Here is a 17,474-nt window from a genome sequence, read left to right as displayed (position 1 = left end):
TATGATGAGCGACTCTATTATTTTAGGTATCGAATCGTCTTGCGACGACACTTCAGCAGCGATTATCAAAGGAAATACCATTCTCTCCAACATTGCAGCCAATCAGGAAATTCACAATGAATATGGCGGTGTAGTTCCGGAACTCGCTTCCAGAGCACATCAGCAAAACATTATTCCTGTTGTTGAAAAATCTTTCGTCAAAGCAAATATACAACAAAATGCAATCTCTGCCATAGGATTCACTAGAGGTCCTGGACTTTTGGGTTCGCTACTTGTGGGTACATCTTTTGCAAAGTCTTTAGCCATGAGCCTGAACGTACCTTTGATAGAAGTAAATCATCTTCAGGCACATATTCTTGCACATTTCATAGACGATGCCAATCCTACACCTCCTCCGTTTCCGTTTTTGTGTCTTACCGTAAGCGGCGGACACACCATGATTGTTTTGGTAAAAGATTATTTTGAAATGGAAATCATCGGAAAATCTATAGACGATGCAGCCGGTGAAGCTTTTGATAAAATAGGAAAAATATTAAATCTAGATTATCCTGCAGGACCAATTATTGATCAATTGGCAAAAGAAGGAAATCCTAATGCATTTCAGTTTAATAAACCACGGCTTGAAAATTATGATTACTCGTTCAGCGGTGTAAAAACTTCGGTTTTGTACTTCATTCAGAAAGAAGTGAAGAAAAACCCTAATTTTATTAAAGAAAACATGAATGATCTTTGTGCTTCGGTACAAAAATGTATCGTTGAAATTTTGATCAATACATTGCAGAAGGCATCGAAAGATCTAAATATAAAAGACGTTGCCATTGCAGGTGGAGTTTCCGCCAATTCCGCTTTAAGAAAAGTAATGCAGGACAATCATGAAAAACTAGGCTGGAATATTTACATCCCGAAATTCGAATACACAACTGATAATGCCGCAATGATTGCAATGGTAGCTCAATTGAAATTTGAAAGAGGAGAGTTTACTGATTTGAGAACTACAGCGATTTCAAAATACGATTTGTAATTTTTTTTTTGAAATTATTACTTAAAAATAAAACAAAGACTTAAAATAACATCTACAAATGAAAATATTATTAGAAGAAAAAGTACTGGGAACACAATCTAAAAAAAACTCAAAATATTATTGGGTTTTGGAAACTGTGACAGGAAAAAATGAAGTTACGGTAGCACCGGAAGGAGAAGATTATCTAATGATAAGTTCAGAAACAGGATTTATTCAGAATATAAAGGAAGAAATTATTGAAAAAATTAATGCTGAAAATGTCTTCAGCTTTGATTTTGAGCCAAAAGAGGGAGATTATTTATCTATCAAAAACAATTTAAGGAAAAACGAATATTTGAATTTGATTTTCATGAATAATAGTTGGATTGAAGAAATCTACACTTGCTCATACAGAGATTGTGAAGGCGATATTTATACAACAATAAAAACCGGAGTAGCATTTTTGAGTGATAATGAAATTGCATTTTAAAAAATCATTTATTTAAAAAATTTAAGCAAGCTCGAAATATCTAAATATGAAACTTTTTTTTGGCGAAATAGATAACGGAAAAGCACTCATCAACGAAGAAGAACAGCAACACATCGTAAAAGTTCTTCGGATGAAAGATGGCGAGCAAATTCATATAACCGATGGAAAAGGAAATGTGGCTTCCGGAAAATTAATTATTGAAGGTAAAAAAGCAGGAATTGAGGTAACCGAGATCAAAACGGGAACTGCAGATTTCAGTACGAAACTTCACATTGCGATTGCTCCAACTAAAAACATTGACCGTATTGAATTTTTTGTTGAAAAAGCCGTTGAAATGGGAATCTCTGAAATTACCCTTCTTCAAACCGAAAAAACAGAGCGTAAAAATTTAAACATTGATAAAATAAAAAAACAGGCGATTGCTGCATCAAAACAAAGCCTGAGATTTCATTTTCCAATTATTAATGATTTGGTTAAACTTCCTGATTTTCTAAAAAATGTAAATTCTGATACTACTTTTGTAGCGCACTGCAACGAAAATTTAGAAAGAATTAATTTAAATGAAATTCCAAAACTAGAAAGCTACACATTTCTGATCGGTCCAGAAGGAGATTTTTCAGATAAAGAAATTTTGTTTTTAGCTGAAAAAGGAATTAAAGCAGTTTCTCTCGGAAACCAAAGATTGAGAACGGAAACGGCCGGAGTTTTTGTTGCTGCGTGGAATTATGAGAAGATGATTTAATCACCTTCACCCTCTACCTCAGCCTTTGTTTGTACAAACTTACCTTTTTTGAATTCATACGTAAAATAGTAATACGTAACAGGACCTGCGTGGTAACTTGATGTAATTTCTTTACTCTTTTTATTTGCAACTGGATTTATAATTTTACTAAAAGAGGGTGAAAATTTATACTTTCCAGAATTTTTATCATAAAGCCATAAATAGTACGACTGATCGACCATTCCTACCCGATTAATCAGTTTAAAATCATTATAGGCATCAAAATTCCAATCTTCATTACAAGAAAAATCGACTTCGTAGTCATGAAATACAAGTGTAGAATCTTTATCAATTTTTAGTTGTTGAAATAATTTGCCGGATTTCAAAATATTTACTTTTGTAAAATTGATCATCCCACTTTTCTCTTCTTCGCAGAAAACCTTGTATTCAAAACCGTTTCCTTTTTTTGAAAGAGTATATTTTCTTACAATTTGTGACCTTTCTTTCTCTTCTTCTTTCTGAATTTTTAAAATTTCTTCGTCAGATAGTTTATCTTCTTTATTCTTCGAAATTAATGAAGAATCTTGTATGATTTTGGGAACAACAAGTTTTGATTTTTTCTCTTTTTGACAGGAAAAGATAAAAAATAAACCAATCAACAGTATTATGTTTTTCATTGAATGAAATCATGAATTTTCTCTTAAATACTTCGCTAAAATCTGCTTACCACTTTTTATAGAATTCACTGCCCACCGAATTTTCATTTTCAGCAATTTTTCTTCATTCAGTTTATAATCAATAGTAGATTTCATAAGCTTTTGCTTTAGCTCATACATACAAATAGAGGCAGCAACAGAAACATTAAAACTTCTTGTAAAACCATACATTGGGATGGCTAAAGTTTCATCAGCAAAATCTAAAATTTCCTGAGAAACACCTTCCATCTCGGTTCCGAAAACAAGAGCAATGGGTTCTGTAATTTCATATTCTGGAAGCATTTTGGCATTATTTTCCAACGAAACAACAACGATTTTATAGCCTCTATCTTTAATTTTCTGAAAAGATTCCATATTTCGGGGAAGTTTTTCTACTTCAACCCAAGTGTCTGCACCTTTCGTGACTTTCAAATTCGGCTCAAAATTATTTTCTTCCTGCAAAGCCACTACTTTATGAAAACCACAAGCTTCCACAGATCTTACAATGGCAGCAGCATTTCTGAATTGATACACATCTTCTAAAACTGGAAGCACAAAATCTGAACTTTCCGGAGCAAAATGTTCTATCTTTCTCAATCTTTCTTCCGTTAAAAACTGTTTTAAATACTCGTAAGTTTTCGCTAATTCTTCCATCTATTTTCAAATCTTTGCAAATTAACGTAATTTTGAAATTCTGAACCTGAAAAGAAACTCAAAATCTTTAATTTAAATTAAAAAATGAAGCGAAAAGTCCTTCTCATTTATACCGGTGGAACAATTGGTATGGAAAAAGATTACGAAACCGGAAGCCTTCGTGCCTTTGATTTTGGAAATATTTTTGAGAAAATGCCCGAAATGAAGCTCATGGAATGTGAAGTTTTTGTACATCCTTTTGCGCAGCCGCTGGACTCTTCCGACATGGGGCCAGAAGAATGGAGAATGATTGCCAATTTGGTTTCTGACAACTATAAAAAATATGACGGATTTTTGATTCTTCACGGAACAGACACCATGTCTTACACCGCATCTGCATTGAGTTTTATGCTGAAAGGTTTAAAGAAACCTGTGATTCTTACCGGCTCCCAACTTCCTATCGGCGACCTAAGAACGGATGCTAAAGAAAATCTTCTAACGAGTTTGTATTACGCGAGTTTATATGAACAAAACGAAGCGGTGATTCAGGAAGTTGCGATTTATTTCGAATATAAATTATTGAGAGGAAACCGTACTTTAAAATATTCTGCGGAGTATTTTGACGCCTATTCTAGTCCAAACTACCCTATTTTAGGACAATCTGGAGTTCATTTGAAAATTGAAAAAGACAATCTTTTCCGTTGCGATGAGAAAATTGAATTTCATGTAGATGAACATATTTCAGAAGATGTATTATTCTGGAGAATTTTCCCGGGGATGAAACTGAATCATTTTAAAGAAATTCCTAAAATGAAAGTATTGATTTTGCAGGTTTTTGGTTCGGGAACGATTTTCAGCAGTGAAAATACGTTGAAAACATTACAACAAATCAAAAATAACGGAACTGAAATCGTAGTAGTAAGTCAGTGCATTTCAGGTGGAATATCGTTTGGCAAATATGAGAATAGTAATATTTTTGTGAAAATTGGCGCCATCAGTGGACGGGATATGACTGCTGAAGCAGCTATTACAAAAGCAATGCATTTAATTGGCAATTCAAATTACAAAGGGAGTTTCGCAGATAATTTTTCGAGAAATATTTGTGGAGAAATAAGTGAATCTGGAGATTAAGAATTTGTAAATTCAATAAAATACCGTACTTTTGCAGTCTTCAAAATAGAGAGGTGTCCGAGTGGTTGAAGGAGCTACCCTGGAAAGGTAGTATGCGGGTAACTGTATCGAGGGTTCGAATCCCTTCCTCTCTGCAAAAAACGCTGTAAATAACTAATTTACAGCGTTTTATTTTTACAGGTGCTAAATTAGGTGCTAATTTACAAGTTTATGCCCTACATAATTTTTTGCACAATGGGTATAGTGTTGATCGTATGCAAAATAATACTATCCCAATTTAAAATTAAACTAATTTCATCGCTAATTCGATTTTTTATAAATTTGGAGTAAGTGATAATATGCTTTTCCATATGACAAAAGAATCTGAAATTGAAAACGCTTTAATACAGAAGTTAATTGATTTAAAATACATCTACCGTCCAGAAATAACTGACAGAAAATCGTTAGAGCAAAACTTTAGAAACAAATTTGAGGAACTTAACCGTGTCCATTTGACAGATTCTGAGTTTTTAAGACTTAGAGAAGAAATTATCAGTCCAGATGTTTTTTCAGCTTCTAAAATTTTACGTGAAAAACAATATTTTCAGCGTGAAGACGGTACACCTTTACATTACACATTAGTAAATATAAAGGATTGGTGTAAAAATGATTTTGAAGTTATTAGTCAATTGCGAACAAATACGGAAAACAGCCATCATCGATACGACGTTATTTTGTTGATAAACGGTTTACCTATTGCTCAAATCGAATTGAAAAAATTAGACATTTCACCTAGAAAAGCAATGCAGCAAATTGTTGACTATAAAAATGAACAAGGGAATGGATATGGAAACTCTTTACTTTGTTTTATGCAGCTTTTTATCGTAAGCAACAGAAGCAATACCTACTACTTTGCCAACAATAAAAACCAACACTTTCAATTCAATGCTGATGAACAATTTTTACCTGTCTATGAACTAGCAGATGAAAGGAATAAACCAATAAAAGACTTAGCAAATTTTACTGAGAAGTTTCTTAGCAAATGTACTTTAGGTGAATTGGTGAGTAAATATATGGTTTTGGTTGAAAGTGAGCAGAAGATATTGGTAATGCGCCCTTATCAAATTTATGCTGTAAAACGTATTGTAAATTGTATAGAAGAAAACCGTGGGAATGGTTACATTTGGCATACTACAGGAAGTGGAAAAACATTGACTTCTTTCAAGGCTTCTACTCTACTCAAAGATAATCCAGATATTGAAAAATGTTTGTTTGTGGTTGACAGAAAAGATCTTGACCGCCAAACCCGTGAAGAATTTAACAAATTTCAGGAAGGAAGTGTAGAAGAAAACACCAATACCGAAACTTTGGTAAGGAGATTACTATCAACTGATTATGCGGATAAAGTAATTGTAACTACAATTCAAAAATTAGGTTTGGCGTTAGATGGTTCGCAAAAGAAAAATTACAAGGAGCGTTTACAGCCATTAGCCAATAAACGAATTGCTTTTATTTTTGACGAATGTCATCGTTCCCAATTTGGCGATAATCACAAAGCCATTCGTAACTTTTTTCCAAAAGCTCAATTATTTGGCTTTACCGGAACTCCCATATTCGAGAAAAATTCGACTTACATTCAGCGAAACGGAGAAGAGGCAAAATACAAAGAAACCAAAGATATTTTTCAACAGGAATTACACGCTTATACTATAACAAACGCTATTGACGATAGGAATGTATTAAAATTTCATATAGATTATTTCAAAGGAAATGGAGAACAAAATCCAAAGCCAGGCGAAGCCATTTCTCAACAAGCTATTGTAGAAGCTATTTTGACAAAACATAATGCTGCTACTAACCAACGAAAATTCAATGCTATTTTGGCAACGTCTTCTATCAGTAGCGCAATAGAATATTATCGTTTGTTTAAAAACATTCAAGAAAAGAAGCGTATCCTAAGCGAAGTCGAAGGACACGATTTTGTTCCGCTTAATATTGCCTGTGTTTTTTCGCCACCAGCACAATTAATTGCAAAAGAAGGTGACCCAAAAAGTCAGAAAAATGCAGCGGATGTAAAGCAACTTCAAGAAGATTTAACACAAGAAAGAGAAGATAATAAACAAAACCCTGAAGAAAAGAAATCTGCATTAATGGAGATTATTGCAGATTACAATAAGCAATTCAACACGAATCATACTTTTAATGAATTTGATTTGTATTATCAAGATGTTCAACGTAGAATTAAAGACCACAAGTATAGTAATAAAGAATATGCTCACAAAAATAAAATTGATATTACCATTGTGGTCGATATGCTTTTAACAGGCTTTGATTCAAAGTATCTTAATACTTTGTATGTTGATAAAAATCTAAAATACCACGGTTTGATTCAAGCCTTTTCACGTACAAATCGTGTGCTGAATGATAGTAAACCTTATGGCAATATTTTGGATTTTCGTTCACAACAAGAATCAGTGAACCAAGCAATTACCTTGTTTTCTGGTATAAAAGATGATAGCAAAGCTAAAGAAATCTGGATGGTTGACCCTGCTCCTATTGTAATTAATCAATACAAAGAGGCAGTTGAAAAGCTTGGTAATTTTATGCAGAATCAAAATTTGGTTTGTGAACCGCATGAAGTATATGGATTAAAGGGTGATGCGGCACGGATTACATTTATTAAGAACTTTAAAGAAATTCAAAAACTAAAAACCCAACTCAATCAATATACCGATTTGAATGATGAGCAAAAAAATATCATTGAGCAAATTTTACCTACAGATAAACTGCAGGAATTCCGAAGCTCTTACATAGAAACAGCGAAACAATTGCGGAAAATTCAGCAACAAGAGGGCGACAATGCTCCCGAAGAAATACAACAACTTGATTTTGAGTTCGTATTATTTGCTTCTGCAATTATTGATTATGACTACATAATTAAATTAACTGCTGAAAATTTAGGTAAAAAACCGGGCAAGCAAAAAATGACCAAAGAGGAAATCAAAAGTTTGCTCAAATCAAACTCCAACTTAATGGATGAAGAGGAAGATATGTCCGAATACATTGATAGTTTAGATTGGAGCGTAGGACAAAGCGAGGAGGAGCTTCGAAAAGGTTACGAAACTTTTAAAGACAACAAATACAATAAAGAATTAGCAACAATTGCCCATAGCTACGGTTTACAAACAACAAGCTTAAAAGATTTTGTTGATGATATCATTAGCAGAATGATTTTTGACGGAGAAAAGTTGACCGATTTATTAGAGCCTTTAGATTTAGGTTGGAGAGAACGCAGCCGTATTGAAAATGAATTAATGACTGCATTAGTACCACAATTGAAAAAATTAGCCGGAGTCAATGAAATCTCCGGGTTAGCAGCTTATGAGTAAAAAGAATCATATTGTTAATAATGCTTATAGATGCACAAAACTGCAACGAAGCCTAACGGTTTTTGCATGGGAATATAATGTACAAAAATGTAAATATGAATTACAAACTTTAGTTTTGAACAAAATAAAAGCCGCAGAAAATAATGATGAAGAATAAAAAACAAAAACTAATACCCAAATTGCGATTTCCCGAGTTTAAAAATGAGGAAAATTGGACTATAAAAAGACTTGCTGATTTTGATAATTTGCCAAGTGGTGATGGTGACTGGATACTTTCAAAAGACATATCTTCAAATGGAAGTTATAAAATAGTTCAGCTTTCAAGTATTGGATTTGGAAGTTTTAAAGAAAAAGTCCTCAAAACAATATCTGAAGAAACATTTTTAGAGTTAAACGGAACACCAATTGAAAAAGGGGATCTCTTAATAAACAGGATGGTTGACGCTAATAAAATCAATTGTTGCATCTTCCCTTACGAAGGTAAATATGTAACTAGTGTTGATGTTTGTTGGATAAGACAAAACCCGTATATCAACAATTATTTTTTAATGAGCTTGTTATCTACTGGAGATAATCAAATTAAACTATTAAGTCTTTCAAGTGGAGCTGGAAGAGTAAGAATTAGTAAAAGTAATTTGTTTGAGAACTTTTTTTTCCCATTACCTAAAAACCAAAAAGAAGAGCAAAAAATTGCTTCCTGCTTGTCTACTTTAGACGAAGTAATTACGGCACACTCTCGAAAGTTGAACTTGCTCAAAGATCATAAAAAAGCATTGATGCAAAACCTTTTTCCTCAGAAAGGTCAAAAAGTACCCAACTTCCGCTTTCCAGAATTTAAAAATAATGGGGATTGGGTGAAGAAAAAATTGGGAGATAAAGATGTTGCATTTATAGTAAACGAAAAAATTCCAATTGAAACGCTGAACGTAAGTACGTACATTAGCACAGAAAATATGTTAGCTGAATTTAATGGTGTTTCGATGGCTTCCAATCTTCCATTATTTGGCAATTTTACCAAGTTCAAAAATGATGACATTCTTATTTCGAACATCCGCCCTTACTTAAAAAAAGTATGGAAAGCAAACAAAATAGGAGGCGCTTCAAATGATGTTATTGTATTTCGCGCAAAGGAGAAAGTTATTAGTGAATTTTTGGAATTCATTCTTAAAAATGAGGTATTTATAAATTATGTAATGGAAAGTGCAAAGGGTGTGAAAATGCCTCGTGGTGACAAAGATTCAATGTTACAGTATCCTATTTTTATTCCATCAAAAAAAGAACAACAAAAAATTGCTTCCTGTCTTTCAACAGTAGATGAACTGATAACTGTCCAAAAAGCAAAAATAAAACAATTAAAAATACATAAAAAGGGAGTTATGCAGGGGCTTTTTCCTAAAATGAGTGAATAATATGAGTGTCCAAAAGAAATTATATAAATATAAAACATTGAAAAATGTGGCAGTGAGACTAAGAGATGATTTGAACAATCATCACTTCGTTTTACTCTATGCTTACAATGGAACAGGCAAAACACGACTTTCGATGGAGTTCAAAAACATAAGTAAAAAGCGTAATAAAAATCCACAAACGGATACATTGTATTATAACGCTTTTACAGAAGACCTTTTCCATTGGAACAACGATTTAGATAATGACATTGAAAGACATCTAATTATAAATACTAAGTCTGCATTTTTTGATGGATTTAAGGAACTAGCGTTAGATGAAAAAATTTTTGCTTATTTGGAACGTTATGCCGACTTCAATTTTGACCTTGATTTTATAAAGGAAACTATTTCATTTAATAAACAAGTAAAAAATCCTAAATTTAGACCTAATTCTGGTGAACCAGAGTATATTATTCAACCCGATATTAAGGTTTCTAGGGGTGAGGAAAATATTTTCATTTGGTGTATTTTCCTTGTCTTAATTGAACTCGTAATTGATGATGATGGAGATGGACCTTACAATTGGGTGAAAAATATTTACATAGACGACCCAATTTCATCTCTTGACGATAACAACGCCATTGCAGTGGCAAGTGATTTAGCCAAACTTCTTAAAAAAGGTAAAGACAAAATAAAAGTAGTTATTTCTTCTCATCATTCATTGTTCTACAACGTAATGTATAACGAGCTAAAGAAGATTGAGCATAAAAGTCATTTTCTGCACAAGAATGGAACAGAAGGATATATTTTGAGAGCAACTGAGGAGACACCATTTTTTCATCACGTAGCAATGCTAACAGAATTAAAGAAAGTTTCTGAAAATGGCAAGATTAACACTTATCATTTCAATATGTTAAGGGCTATTTTAGAAAAAACATCTACATTCTTCGGAAGTGACGACTTTTCAAATTGTATCAAAGGGGTTAATGACGAAGTACTTTTTTCCAGAGCACTTAACTTATTAAGTCATGGGAAATATTCGATCTATCAACCTGTAGAAATGAATGAAGATAATAAAGATTTATTCAGAAAAATATTGAAAGTATTTACGGATAAATATGAATTTGAATTACCTGAAATACTGGCATAAAACAGAAATAATGACACAAAAAGACCAATATAAAATAATAGGCGATACACTTTGGGATATTGCAAATGACCTTAGAGGCGCAATGAATCCGGATGATTTTCGGGATTATATGCTTTCATTTCTATTCTTGAGGTATCTATCTTTTAACTATGAAGAAGCCGCAAAGAAAGAATTAGGAAAAGAATACCCTGAAAGTCCATCAAAAGAGGAAAAATTAGATTTCCGTGTTCCACCACCTTTGGCACTTTGGTACGATGATAACGAAGCAGATGTAAAGGATTTTGAAAAACTTATGCGTAAAAAAGTGCATTATGTAATTGAGCCACAATATTTATGGAGTAACATTACTGAATTAGCACGTACGCAAAACGGAGATTTATTAGAAACTCTCCAGAATGGATTTCGATATATTGAAAATGAGTCTTTTGAAAGTGCATTTAAGGGATTATTTTCGGAGATTAATCTCAGTTCTGAAAAATTGGGAAAAACCTCAAAAGATAGAAATGATGCTCTTTGTAAAATAATTGGTAAAGTAGCAGAAAGCGTTGCTGAATTTTCACCTGATGTGGATACACTTGGAAATGCTTATGAATATTTAATTGGGAAGTTTGCTGCAGGTTCTGGAAAAAAGGCAGGAGAGTTTTATACTCCGCAACAAATTTCAACAATCCTTTCACGTATAGTTATTTTGGATTCTCAAAATCCAGAAGCAGGACCAAAAATAAAATTGGATAAAGTGCTGGATTTCGCTTGTGGCTCTGGCTCTTTACTTCTAAATATACGAAAAAAAATAATAGATAAAGGAGGAAAAATAGGAAAAATATTCGGTCAGGAAAAAAACGTAACCACCTACAACCTTGCCCGAATGAATATGCTGTTGCACGGTGTGAAAGATACTGAGTTTGAAATATTTCACGGCGATACTTTGCTCAACCAATGGGATATACTCAACGAAATGAATCCAAGCAAAAAAATGGAATTCGATGCTATCGTTGCAAATCCTCCTTTCAGTTTGCGATGGGAACCTAATGATACTTTGTCAGAAGATTTCCGTTTTAAAAGCCATGGTTTAGCACCCAAATCAGCAGCCGATTTTGCTTTCTTATTACACGGTTTTCATTTTTTAGGAAAAGAAGGAACAATGGCTATTATTTTGCCACACGGTGTATTATTCAGAGGTGGCGCAGAAGCCCGAATTCGAGAAAAATTATTGAAAGACAATCATATTGATACTGTCATTGGATTACCATCTAACCTTTTTTATTCAACAGGTATTCCTGTTTGCATTTTGGTGCTTAAAAAGTGTAAAAAACATGAGGATGTTTTGTTCATAAATGCTTCGGAGCAATATCAACCAGGAAAAAGACAAAATTCTTTAGGAGAAAATCATATTGATAAAATTGTAGAAACTTATCAGCTTCGTCCAGAGCACATCGAAAGATATGCACGAAGAGTACCCATAGAAGAAATCGAAAAGAATGCCTACAACCTCAATATCTCAAGGTATGTAAGCACAGCTGAAGACGAAGTACAGATAGATTTAGCAAAGGTAAATACCGATTTAATAGAAATCAATAAACTTATTGATTCAAAAACTAAGGAGCATAATCAGTTCTTAAGTGAACTGGGCTTAAATAAAATTTAATTTTTGTCAAAAAAATCATTTTTTGTACATTTTTAAACTACTATATTTGCTTTAGAAAAATAAAAAATCAACGTAAAGCGTAAGTTATCGTTTGGGTTTCTGAAAACCGCTAATTTTCAAAGACTTCCCACAATGATACTTACGCCCACGTCATCTATGGCGTGGGCTGTAAGTTCATATTCGGAAGTCGGGTTCTTAGCGGTACCTCAGAAACGGATGGATTACTGCAGTTCCACGCTTTCCTTTTTAGAAATTAACCAGTACGAGGAACGGTACAAAAAACTTCATCAATATGAAAAAATTTGTAAAAATTCTGAGTACAATAATCCTGTTTTCATTTTCAATTTTCCATGCTCAACAAATTAAAGTACTTGAACCCTATTATTTGAAAGATGGAAAATCAGAACAGTTCGAAAAAGCCACTGCAAAAATTGAAGCTAAAGCAATTGGAATGGGTTATGGAGGGGTTAATAACTATCTCACTATTTTTAATAGTAAACACTCTACTGTCCGGTTCAAAAATAATGAAATTCCAAAGTTCTATATTAAATTACCAGATAACGCATTTTCAGAAAGCATAACGATAGTAAAAGCTGATAAAGTAAAAGAAAGCAAAACATATCGCCGTTTTGTACAGTCCGGAGTTTCTGCAGGTGGAACAAAAGACATGTCAAAATATCAGATTGTTTTGCCACTAAAAACCACAGAAAACAGCGTCTATGAAATTATTATTCCACAAAACCTAGAAGCTGGAGAATATTCTTTTGTAATCAATTCAGGTGTACAATATGACCCTTTTACAAATCCAATGGAGAAAAAGCTATTCTGCTTTGCTATTGAACCTTAATTTAAAATACTAAAAACATGAAAAAATTACCCTTAGATAAAAAGACTATTCAAGAATTCTTTATTTGGTTGGCTTTTGATAAGACAACTACATTTGATGATTTACAAATAAAAGCAGACAATGCAGAAGAAATAAAATTAGGAGATTTTATAGCAAATTATTCACATAACAATTCGGACTATACACATGATGAATTGATGGGAAAAATTGTAAAATATTACACCCAGTTGCATGATGATGATTTTTCTATTCTTTATCAGCATTGTCAAGCTTTCTGCGAGTTATTTGAAGGAAATGACGACAAAGTATTCGCTAATGACATTTTAAGCGAAATAAAGTATGCAAGTGAAAAAATAGAATATGCAAAGGTGATACAATTAGAAACTTGGAATTAATCCGAATTAGTCAATACTTAATCTGACAATTATTATCAGTTTGAATCGCTTTACAATAGGTATTCTAAATTCCTAAATTTCTATTATTGAAAGCTTCCTTCTTAAAATCCTGAAGTAAATCTTCTATATGAGCAGGAAGCTCTATTTCGTTTATTTGTAAATTAGAACCAACCAGCAAAAATTCAAACATACCATTCACATTAATTTTAACCTGAATATCAGCAGACTGTAGTTCGTTTTGCAAATGATGGAAATAAATAATATGGTCTTTACGAATTACAGTGGAGACATAATCTATAAATCTTTGCCTTTTTTCGATATTAAAGTTCTGGGTTTCAATAATTTTTTTCTTATTTTCTTTTTTATATTTATTAAATCTCACAAGAAAATCCGTAGGAAAAAATGACAAAATATCCTTTGTGATTTTATGTTCTGCTTTTGATGATTTACGTTGATAATTGTGTTTCGTTCGAACAAGAAGCATTTCAACTTTTTTCAACTTTTTCTCCGTCTTATTAATCTCTTTTTGCTCTCTAAATAATACATTTTTAATTTTCACTTTAAAAAGTCTTGCTTCGACAGGATTGGCTTTCCATTCTTTCATGGGAATACGCTTCGCTTTTAGCGATTTTGACAAATCTATTCCACATCCTTTCTGCCAATCTTTTACAAATTTTTTAACATAGCCAAGTTTTGACATTGCTGGGTCTTTACGATTAGTGGCGTCTGTCAAAATCCTTTCGGAATAATATAGATGTCCATGTGAGTTTTCAATTACTTCACCATCCTTTCCTCCATGAAAGCAAAATGTAAAATGATGTTTTTTACCAAATTTAGATTCTAAAAAATGCTGAATGAAATCTTCTTTTTGTTGCTGAGTCCATTCGTTTGGGAACATTAGAATTAATTTGCTTAGAACTTTCCCATTTTTTCTTTTAGAGTATTCGAAATTTTCAATCTTCTGCCATTTCTTTTTCAGGAATTTTACATTGGCGGTCGTTCTATCCACAAAGCCAAGCTCATTATCATAAATACGATAACATTCTCTCTTTCGAGTACCATAACTAATTGAATCGACTGTTGACATTTTTTTGTTACTTTTTTCTAAAAAGTAGCCCGTGTGAAGTTTTATTGTGAAGTGTAGCGGAACTTTAAAACTTCCTAAGGGCGTTATCTCTTTTTACGCATCTTGCTTATTACTTTTTTCTGCAAATAGTTTATCGTCTATGTACACGGTGATTTTTGACCAATTCTTTTCATCAATTAAAATTTTGCGCAAAGTTTCCCAGTTTTCAGTAAACAATGTTCCACCAAAAGTGTAGAAGGTATTCAGTCTTTTTTTACGACGTTCATTAATGGCAGATTGCTTTAATCTGGCTTCTTCAGCCAGAAGTTTCTTTTTCTTTTCTTGAATTTCAGCCAAACGTTCATCTTTCGTTTTTCTTTTACGTTTGGGTTGTAGATTATGGTTGTCGTAGTTTTCCATTTTTTTGTCTTTTATTTGGATAAAATTTGGTTTTGTGGATTTCGAGAAATGAGATACTCGTTTAGGTCTTTGTATTGATTTCCCATAATATCTCTTCGGTCAACTGCATATTGAAATTCCGATAGAATTTTCTCAGTAGTTTCATTGCCTGCTTTATCATAATCAAGGAGAAGAATAATTTTAGAATATGAGTTTTCATTTAGATATTTCTGTGCTTTATCAAACATAGAGGTAGAATTCATAATCAAGAAATCCGACTTTACAGTTGGATAGAGAACCAAAAAGCTCAAATAGTCAAAAAAGCCTTCTATTACGATAATTTTTGAAAAACCATTTTCCACAGTTGTTATATCTTTTCCAGAACAACCTTTGAAAGCAGAAGAACGTAATTCGTAAAAATTTTTAGTATTTGACTTGAAACCAATAGAATAAAAAATCGAATTTTGATTTGGAACTTTGTAGTGTATCTCACATACATATTTCCAAAATTCTTCTGTGACTCCCCTAGAAAGTAAATAGTTCTTAAGTGGATAACTAAAAAGTGGAATGACGTTTAGAATTTTGACATTGGTTTTGTATTTTATTTCAACGTTTTCAATTTTTAACGCATCCAATGAAAAAAGATATTCCAACGCTTCTTCAGTTGAGCAATTCAAAAACAATTCGGTTAAACTAACTACATCATATTTTGTGTTGTTCCTACCTAAATCCGTAGCAAATAAAGAATCGAAAAATGTAATAAGGCTTGGATTCTTATCTTCACGATAAAAAGCATGATATAGTTTTCCATTTTGAAAAGATTTTGCGGGTCGCAACCCGAAACTTTGCATCAAAAAATGTATCGGAATCAATTTTTTCGCTTCAAGACAGTTTTTTTTTCTTTTCATAGCCAGTTTAAATTTGAGACAATATCCATTTTTCATCAGCATTACTACACAGAGTAAAGACGCATTAAAAACTAATTATCAATTGATTACGAATTTCAATATTTTATATTTTTATCCACAATTATTATTTTTTTTATAGAAATTAATAATATTAAAAACATTATTATAATTAAGTGCAACAAAGAAGAACCATATAAACTCAACATATTCAATACTTTAAAAATAATTATTAGTCAAAAACTTGAGATAATATCCTCAATGTTTGAGATAATATCCATTTTCCTTGAGATATTATCCGAAAAAATTGAAATAATATCTTACTTTATTGAGATAATATCCTAAATACTTGAGATAATATCACTGTTTTTCTAAATGTTCAAAAACAGCTTTAATAAAGTCATCTCCTTGGAGTTTTTTGTCAATTTTTCTTTTGATTTTTTTTGAGAATTCTTCATATCCTTGAACTTCATAAAACTTTTTAATGATTCTCATATTCTGATCGCTGAGATTTCTTGATTTTCTTAAATATTTTAATGCTCGATAAATTTTTAATTTATCAACAGAACTAAATTTCTCATCTTCTCCGACAGATTTCTTCGTGTAATAAATATTGATTGCGAATTCACCTTTTTCATTTGAGTAGTTGAAGCTCCAGTCGTTCAAAGAATCTAAATCTAACTTTACAGGAATCAGAAAATCTCTTTCAAAAATAGCTGGAAATCGATATTTTCTGATTGGAATACAAAGCTCTTTTAAAATCTTTTCAAAAGATTTTTTTAAGAATCCCTGCTTTTTATATTTTAATAAAAAAAGTAAAAATCTCAATGTATTTGGAGTTGATGCTAAATAAGGCAAATCACTTTTCACCTGAAAGAAAGGTTTTAAATCAAAAAGTATTTTAACTACCGCTTTATCCATTTCGAAGTACACAAATCGACTATTCCACTTAGGATTTAGTATAAAAAAGACAGCTTGAAAGCCTTCAATAGATGTATCTTTCAATCTAAATGATTTAATCGTAGCTAACTCAACTAATGCATCATGTATTGCTTCATTCCGCATTTTTCGTTTCTCATTTATAAATTTCATAGGAATTTGAATGGAAATCAATCCCTCGTTTGCCCAACCATCAAACTGATCATCAAAAGAAAGCTGCTTACTATTTTGATCTAAAAAAGATAGTTTTGGAGAAATGAAGAGCGACTGCTTTTCTTTCAAAGCAGAAAGAATAACTATGAAAATCCGCTGCTGAATAATAGTCGTATCATGAGTAACAAGAGCATCACGAAGATCTTTAGAAATTATTATTTTCTTTCTTTTAACAGGTTGAAACACGAAATCATTATCCATTTTTATCTCTTATATTTAAGAGATTTTACGTCCTGCAGAGCTGACATCAAATCCAAATGATTGATACGGTAAAATCGTCCTATTTTCTCAGCTTTAATATTTCCTTTCAGGACATGGGAGCGTACGGTTTGATAATCCAACTTCAAAATGTCAGAGGCTTCCTTGAAAGAGTAGAATTTCTTCTTGAGTTCTAGTTCCGGCTCTTTCTGAATAGAATACAGAAGTTGCTTTACTTCGTTTATTTCATCAAGAATGATTTGAAAGGGATTTGTTGTTTGCATAGATTTC

The 17,474-nt window shown here is 32.2% G+C and carries 17 protein-coding genes and 1 tRNA gene; 11 read left to right on the top strand and 7 right to left on the bottom strand.

What is annotated here, in order from left to right:
• The first annotated feature begins 4 nt into the window (after positions 1-4).
• From tsaD to BW939_RS09525, 3 genes are read left to right on the top strand one after another with little or no spacing between them, the layout of a single operon-like run.
• A complete protein-coding gene (tsaD, locus tag BW939_RS09535; RefSeq protein ID WP_076451897.1) occupies positions 5-1,021 on the top strand; it encodes a tRNA (adenosine(37)-N6)-threonylcarbamoyltransferase complex transferase subunit TsaD in 1,017 nt (338 codons plus the stop codon).
• Between the two features lie 58 nt (positions 1,022-1,079).
• Positions 1,080-1,490, top strand: a complete 411-nt coding sequence (locus BW939_RS09530; protein ID WP_076451800.1) for a hypothetical protein — start codon at positions 1,080-1,082, stop codon at positions 1,488-1,490.
• A 46-nt stretch (positions 1,491-1,536) separates the two neighbouring features.
• Positions 1,537-2,232 carry an RsmE family RNA methyltransferase gene (locus BW939_RS09525; RefSeq protein ID WP_076451799.1) on the top strand — a complete coding sequence of 232 codons (696 nt, stop codon included), beginning with the start codon at positions 1,537-1,539 and terminating at the stop codon, positions 2,230-2,232.
• On the opposite strand, the gene BW939_RS09520 is transcribed toward BW939_RS09525, so the two are convergent.
• Both BW939_RS09520 and BW939_RS09515 read right to left on the bottom strand, forming a co-directional pair.
• Positions 2,229-2,888 (bottom strand): XAC2610-related protein, encoded by a 660-nt coding sequence (locus BW939_RS09520; protein ID WP_076451798.1) that lies wholly within the window; start codon positions 2,886-2,888, stop codon positions 2,229-2,231. The genes BW939_RS09525 and BW939_RS09520 overlap by 4 nt on opposite strands.
• A 9-nt stretch (positions 2,889-2,897) precedes the next feature.
• The gene (locus BW939_RS09515; protein WP_076451797.1) at positions 2,898-3,560 is read right to left on the bottom strand and encodes a TrmH family RNA methyltransferase; all 663 of its coding nucleotides are present in this window, start codon (positions 3,558-3,560) and stop codon (positions 2,898-2,900) included.
• Between the two features lie 84 nt (positions 3,561-3,644).
• Between BW939_RS09515 and BW939_RS09510 the strand changes: the two genes are divergently transcribed.
• The 8 genes from BW939_RS09510 (at position 3,645) to BW939_RS09475 (ending at position 13,463) form a co-directional block, all read left to right on the top strand.
• The gene (locus BW939_RS09510) at positions 3,645-4,670 is read left to right on the top strand and encodes an asparaginase (protein ID WP_076451796.1); all 1,026 of its coding nucleotides are present in this window, start codon (positions 3,645-3,647) and stop codon (positions 4,668-4,670) included.
• 47 nt (positions 4,671-4,717) lie between these two features.
• Positions 4,718-4,804 (top strand) — tRNA-Ser (locus BW939_RS09505).
• A 216-nt stretch (positions 4,805-5,020) separates the two neighbouring features.
• Positions 5,021-8,038, top strand: a complete 3,018-nt coding sequence (locus tag BW939_RS09500; protein WP_076451795.1) for a type I restriction endonuclease subunit R — start codon at positions 5,021-5,023, stop codon at positions 8,036-8,038.
• Positions 8,039-8,181: 143 nt separating this feature from the next.
• The gene (locus tag BW939_RS09495) at positions 8,182-9,447 is read left to right on the top strand and encodes a restriction endonuclease subunit S (RefSeq protein ID WP_084566637.1); all 1,266 of its coding nucleotides are present in this window, start codon (positions 8,182-8,184) and stop codon (positions 9,445-9,447) included.
• 1 nt (position 9,448) lies between these two features.
• Positions 9,449-10,576 carry an AAA family ATPase gene (locus BW939_RS09490; RefSeq protein WP_076451793.1) on the top strand — a complete coding sequence of 376 codons (1,128 nt, stop codon included), beginning with the start codon at positions 9,449-9,451 and terminating at the stop codon, positions 10,574-10,576.
• Positions 10,577-10,586: 10 nt separating this feature from the next.
• Complete coding sequence (locus BW939_RS09485; protein ID WP_076451896.1) at positions 10,587-12,221, top strand: type I restriction-modification system subunit M; 1,635 nt, start codon at positions 10,587-10,589, stop codon at positions 12,219-12,221.
• Between the two features lie 292 nt (positions 12,222-12,513).
• Positions 12,514-13,068, top strand: coding sequence for a hypothetical protein (locus BW939_RS09480; protein ID WP_076451792.1), 555 nt, complete (start codon positions 12,514-12,516; stop codon positions 13,066-13,068).
• 17 nt (positions 13,069-13,085) lie between these two features.
• Positions 13,086-13,463 (top strand): hypothetical protein, encoded by a 378-nt coding sequence (locus BW939_RS09475; protein ID WP_076451791.1) that lies wholly within the window; start codon positions 13,086-13,088, stop codon positions 13,461-13,463.
• Between the two features lie 64 nt (positions 13,464-13,527).
• On the opposite strand, the gene BW939_RS09470 is transcribed toward BW939_RS09475, so the two are convergent.
• From BW939_RS09470 to BW939_RS09450, 5 genes are all read right to left on the bottom strand, one after another.
• Positions 13,528-14,550, bottom strand: a complete 1,023-nt coding sequence (locus BW939_RS09470) for a MobA/MobL family protein (protein WP_076451790.1) — start codon at positions 14,548-14,550, stop codon at positions 13,528-13,530.
• Positions 14,551-14,643: 93 nt separating this feature from the next.
• Complete coding sequence (locus BW939_RS09465) at positions 14,644-14,949, bottom strand: hypothetical protein (protein WP_076451789.1); 306 nt, start codon at positions 14,947-14,949, stop codon at positions 14,644-14,646.
• A gap of 11 nt (positions 14,950-14,960) precedes the next feature.
• Positions 14,961-15,836, bottom strand: coding sequence for a toprim domain-containing protein (locus BW939_RS09460; protein WP_159439262.1), 876 nt, complete (start codon positions 15,834-15,836; stop codon positions 14,961-14,963).
• A gap of 357 nt (positions 15,837-16,193) precedes the next feature.
• On the bottom strand, positions 16,194-17,186 hold the full coding sequence (locus BW939_RS09455; protein WP_076451787.1) for a RepB family plasmid replication initiator protein: 993 nt from the start codon (positions 17,184-17,186) through the stop codon (positions 16,194-16,196).
• A 2-nt stretch (positions 17,187-17,188) separates the two neighbouring features.
• Positions 17,189-17,467 carry a helix-turn-helix domain-containing protein gene (locus tag BW939_RS09450; protein WP_076451786.1) on the bottom strand — a complete coding sequence of 93 codons (279 nt, stop codon included), beginning with the start codon at positions 17,465-17,467 and terminating at the stop codon, positions 17,189-17,191.
• Between the last annotated feature and the right edge of the window lie 7 nt (positions 17,468-17,474).

It is taken from the genome of Chryseobacterium piscicola, assembly GCF_900156685.1.
GTDB classification, from domain to species: Bacteria; Bacteroidota; Bacteroidia; order Flavobacteriales; family Weeksellaceae; genus Chryseobacterium; species Chryseobacterium piscicola.
The sequence above is the reverse complement of the archived record's forward strand: the minus strand, read 5'-3'. Positions and strand labels throughout refer to the sequence as shown.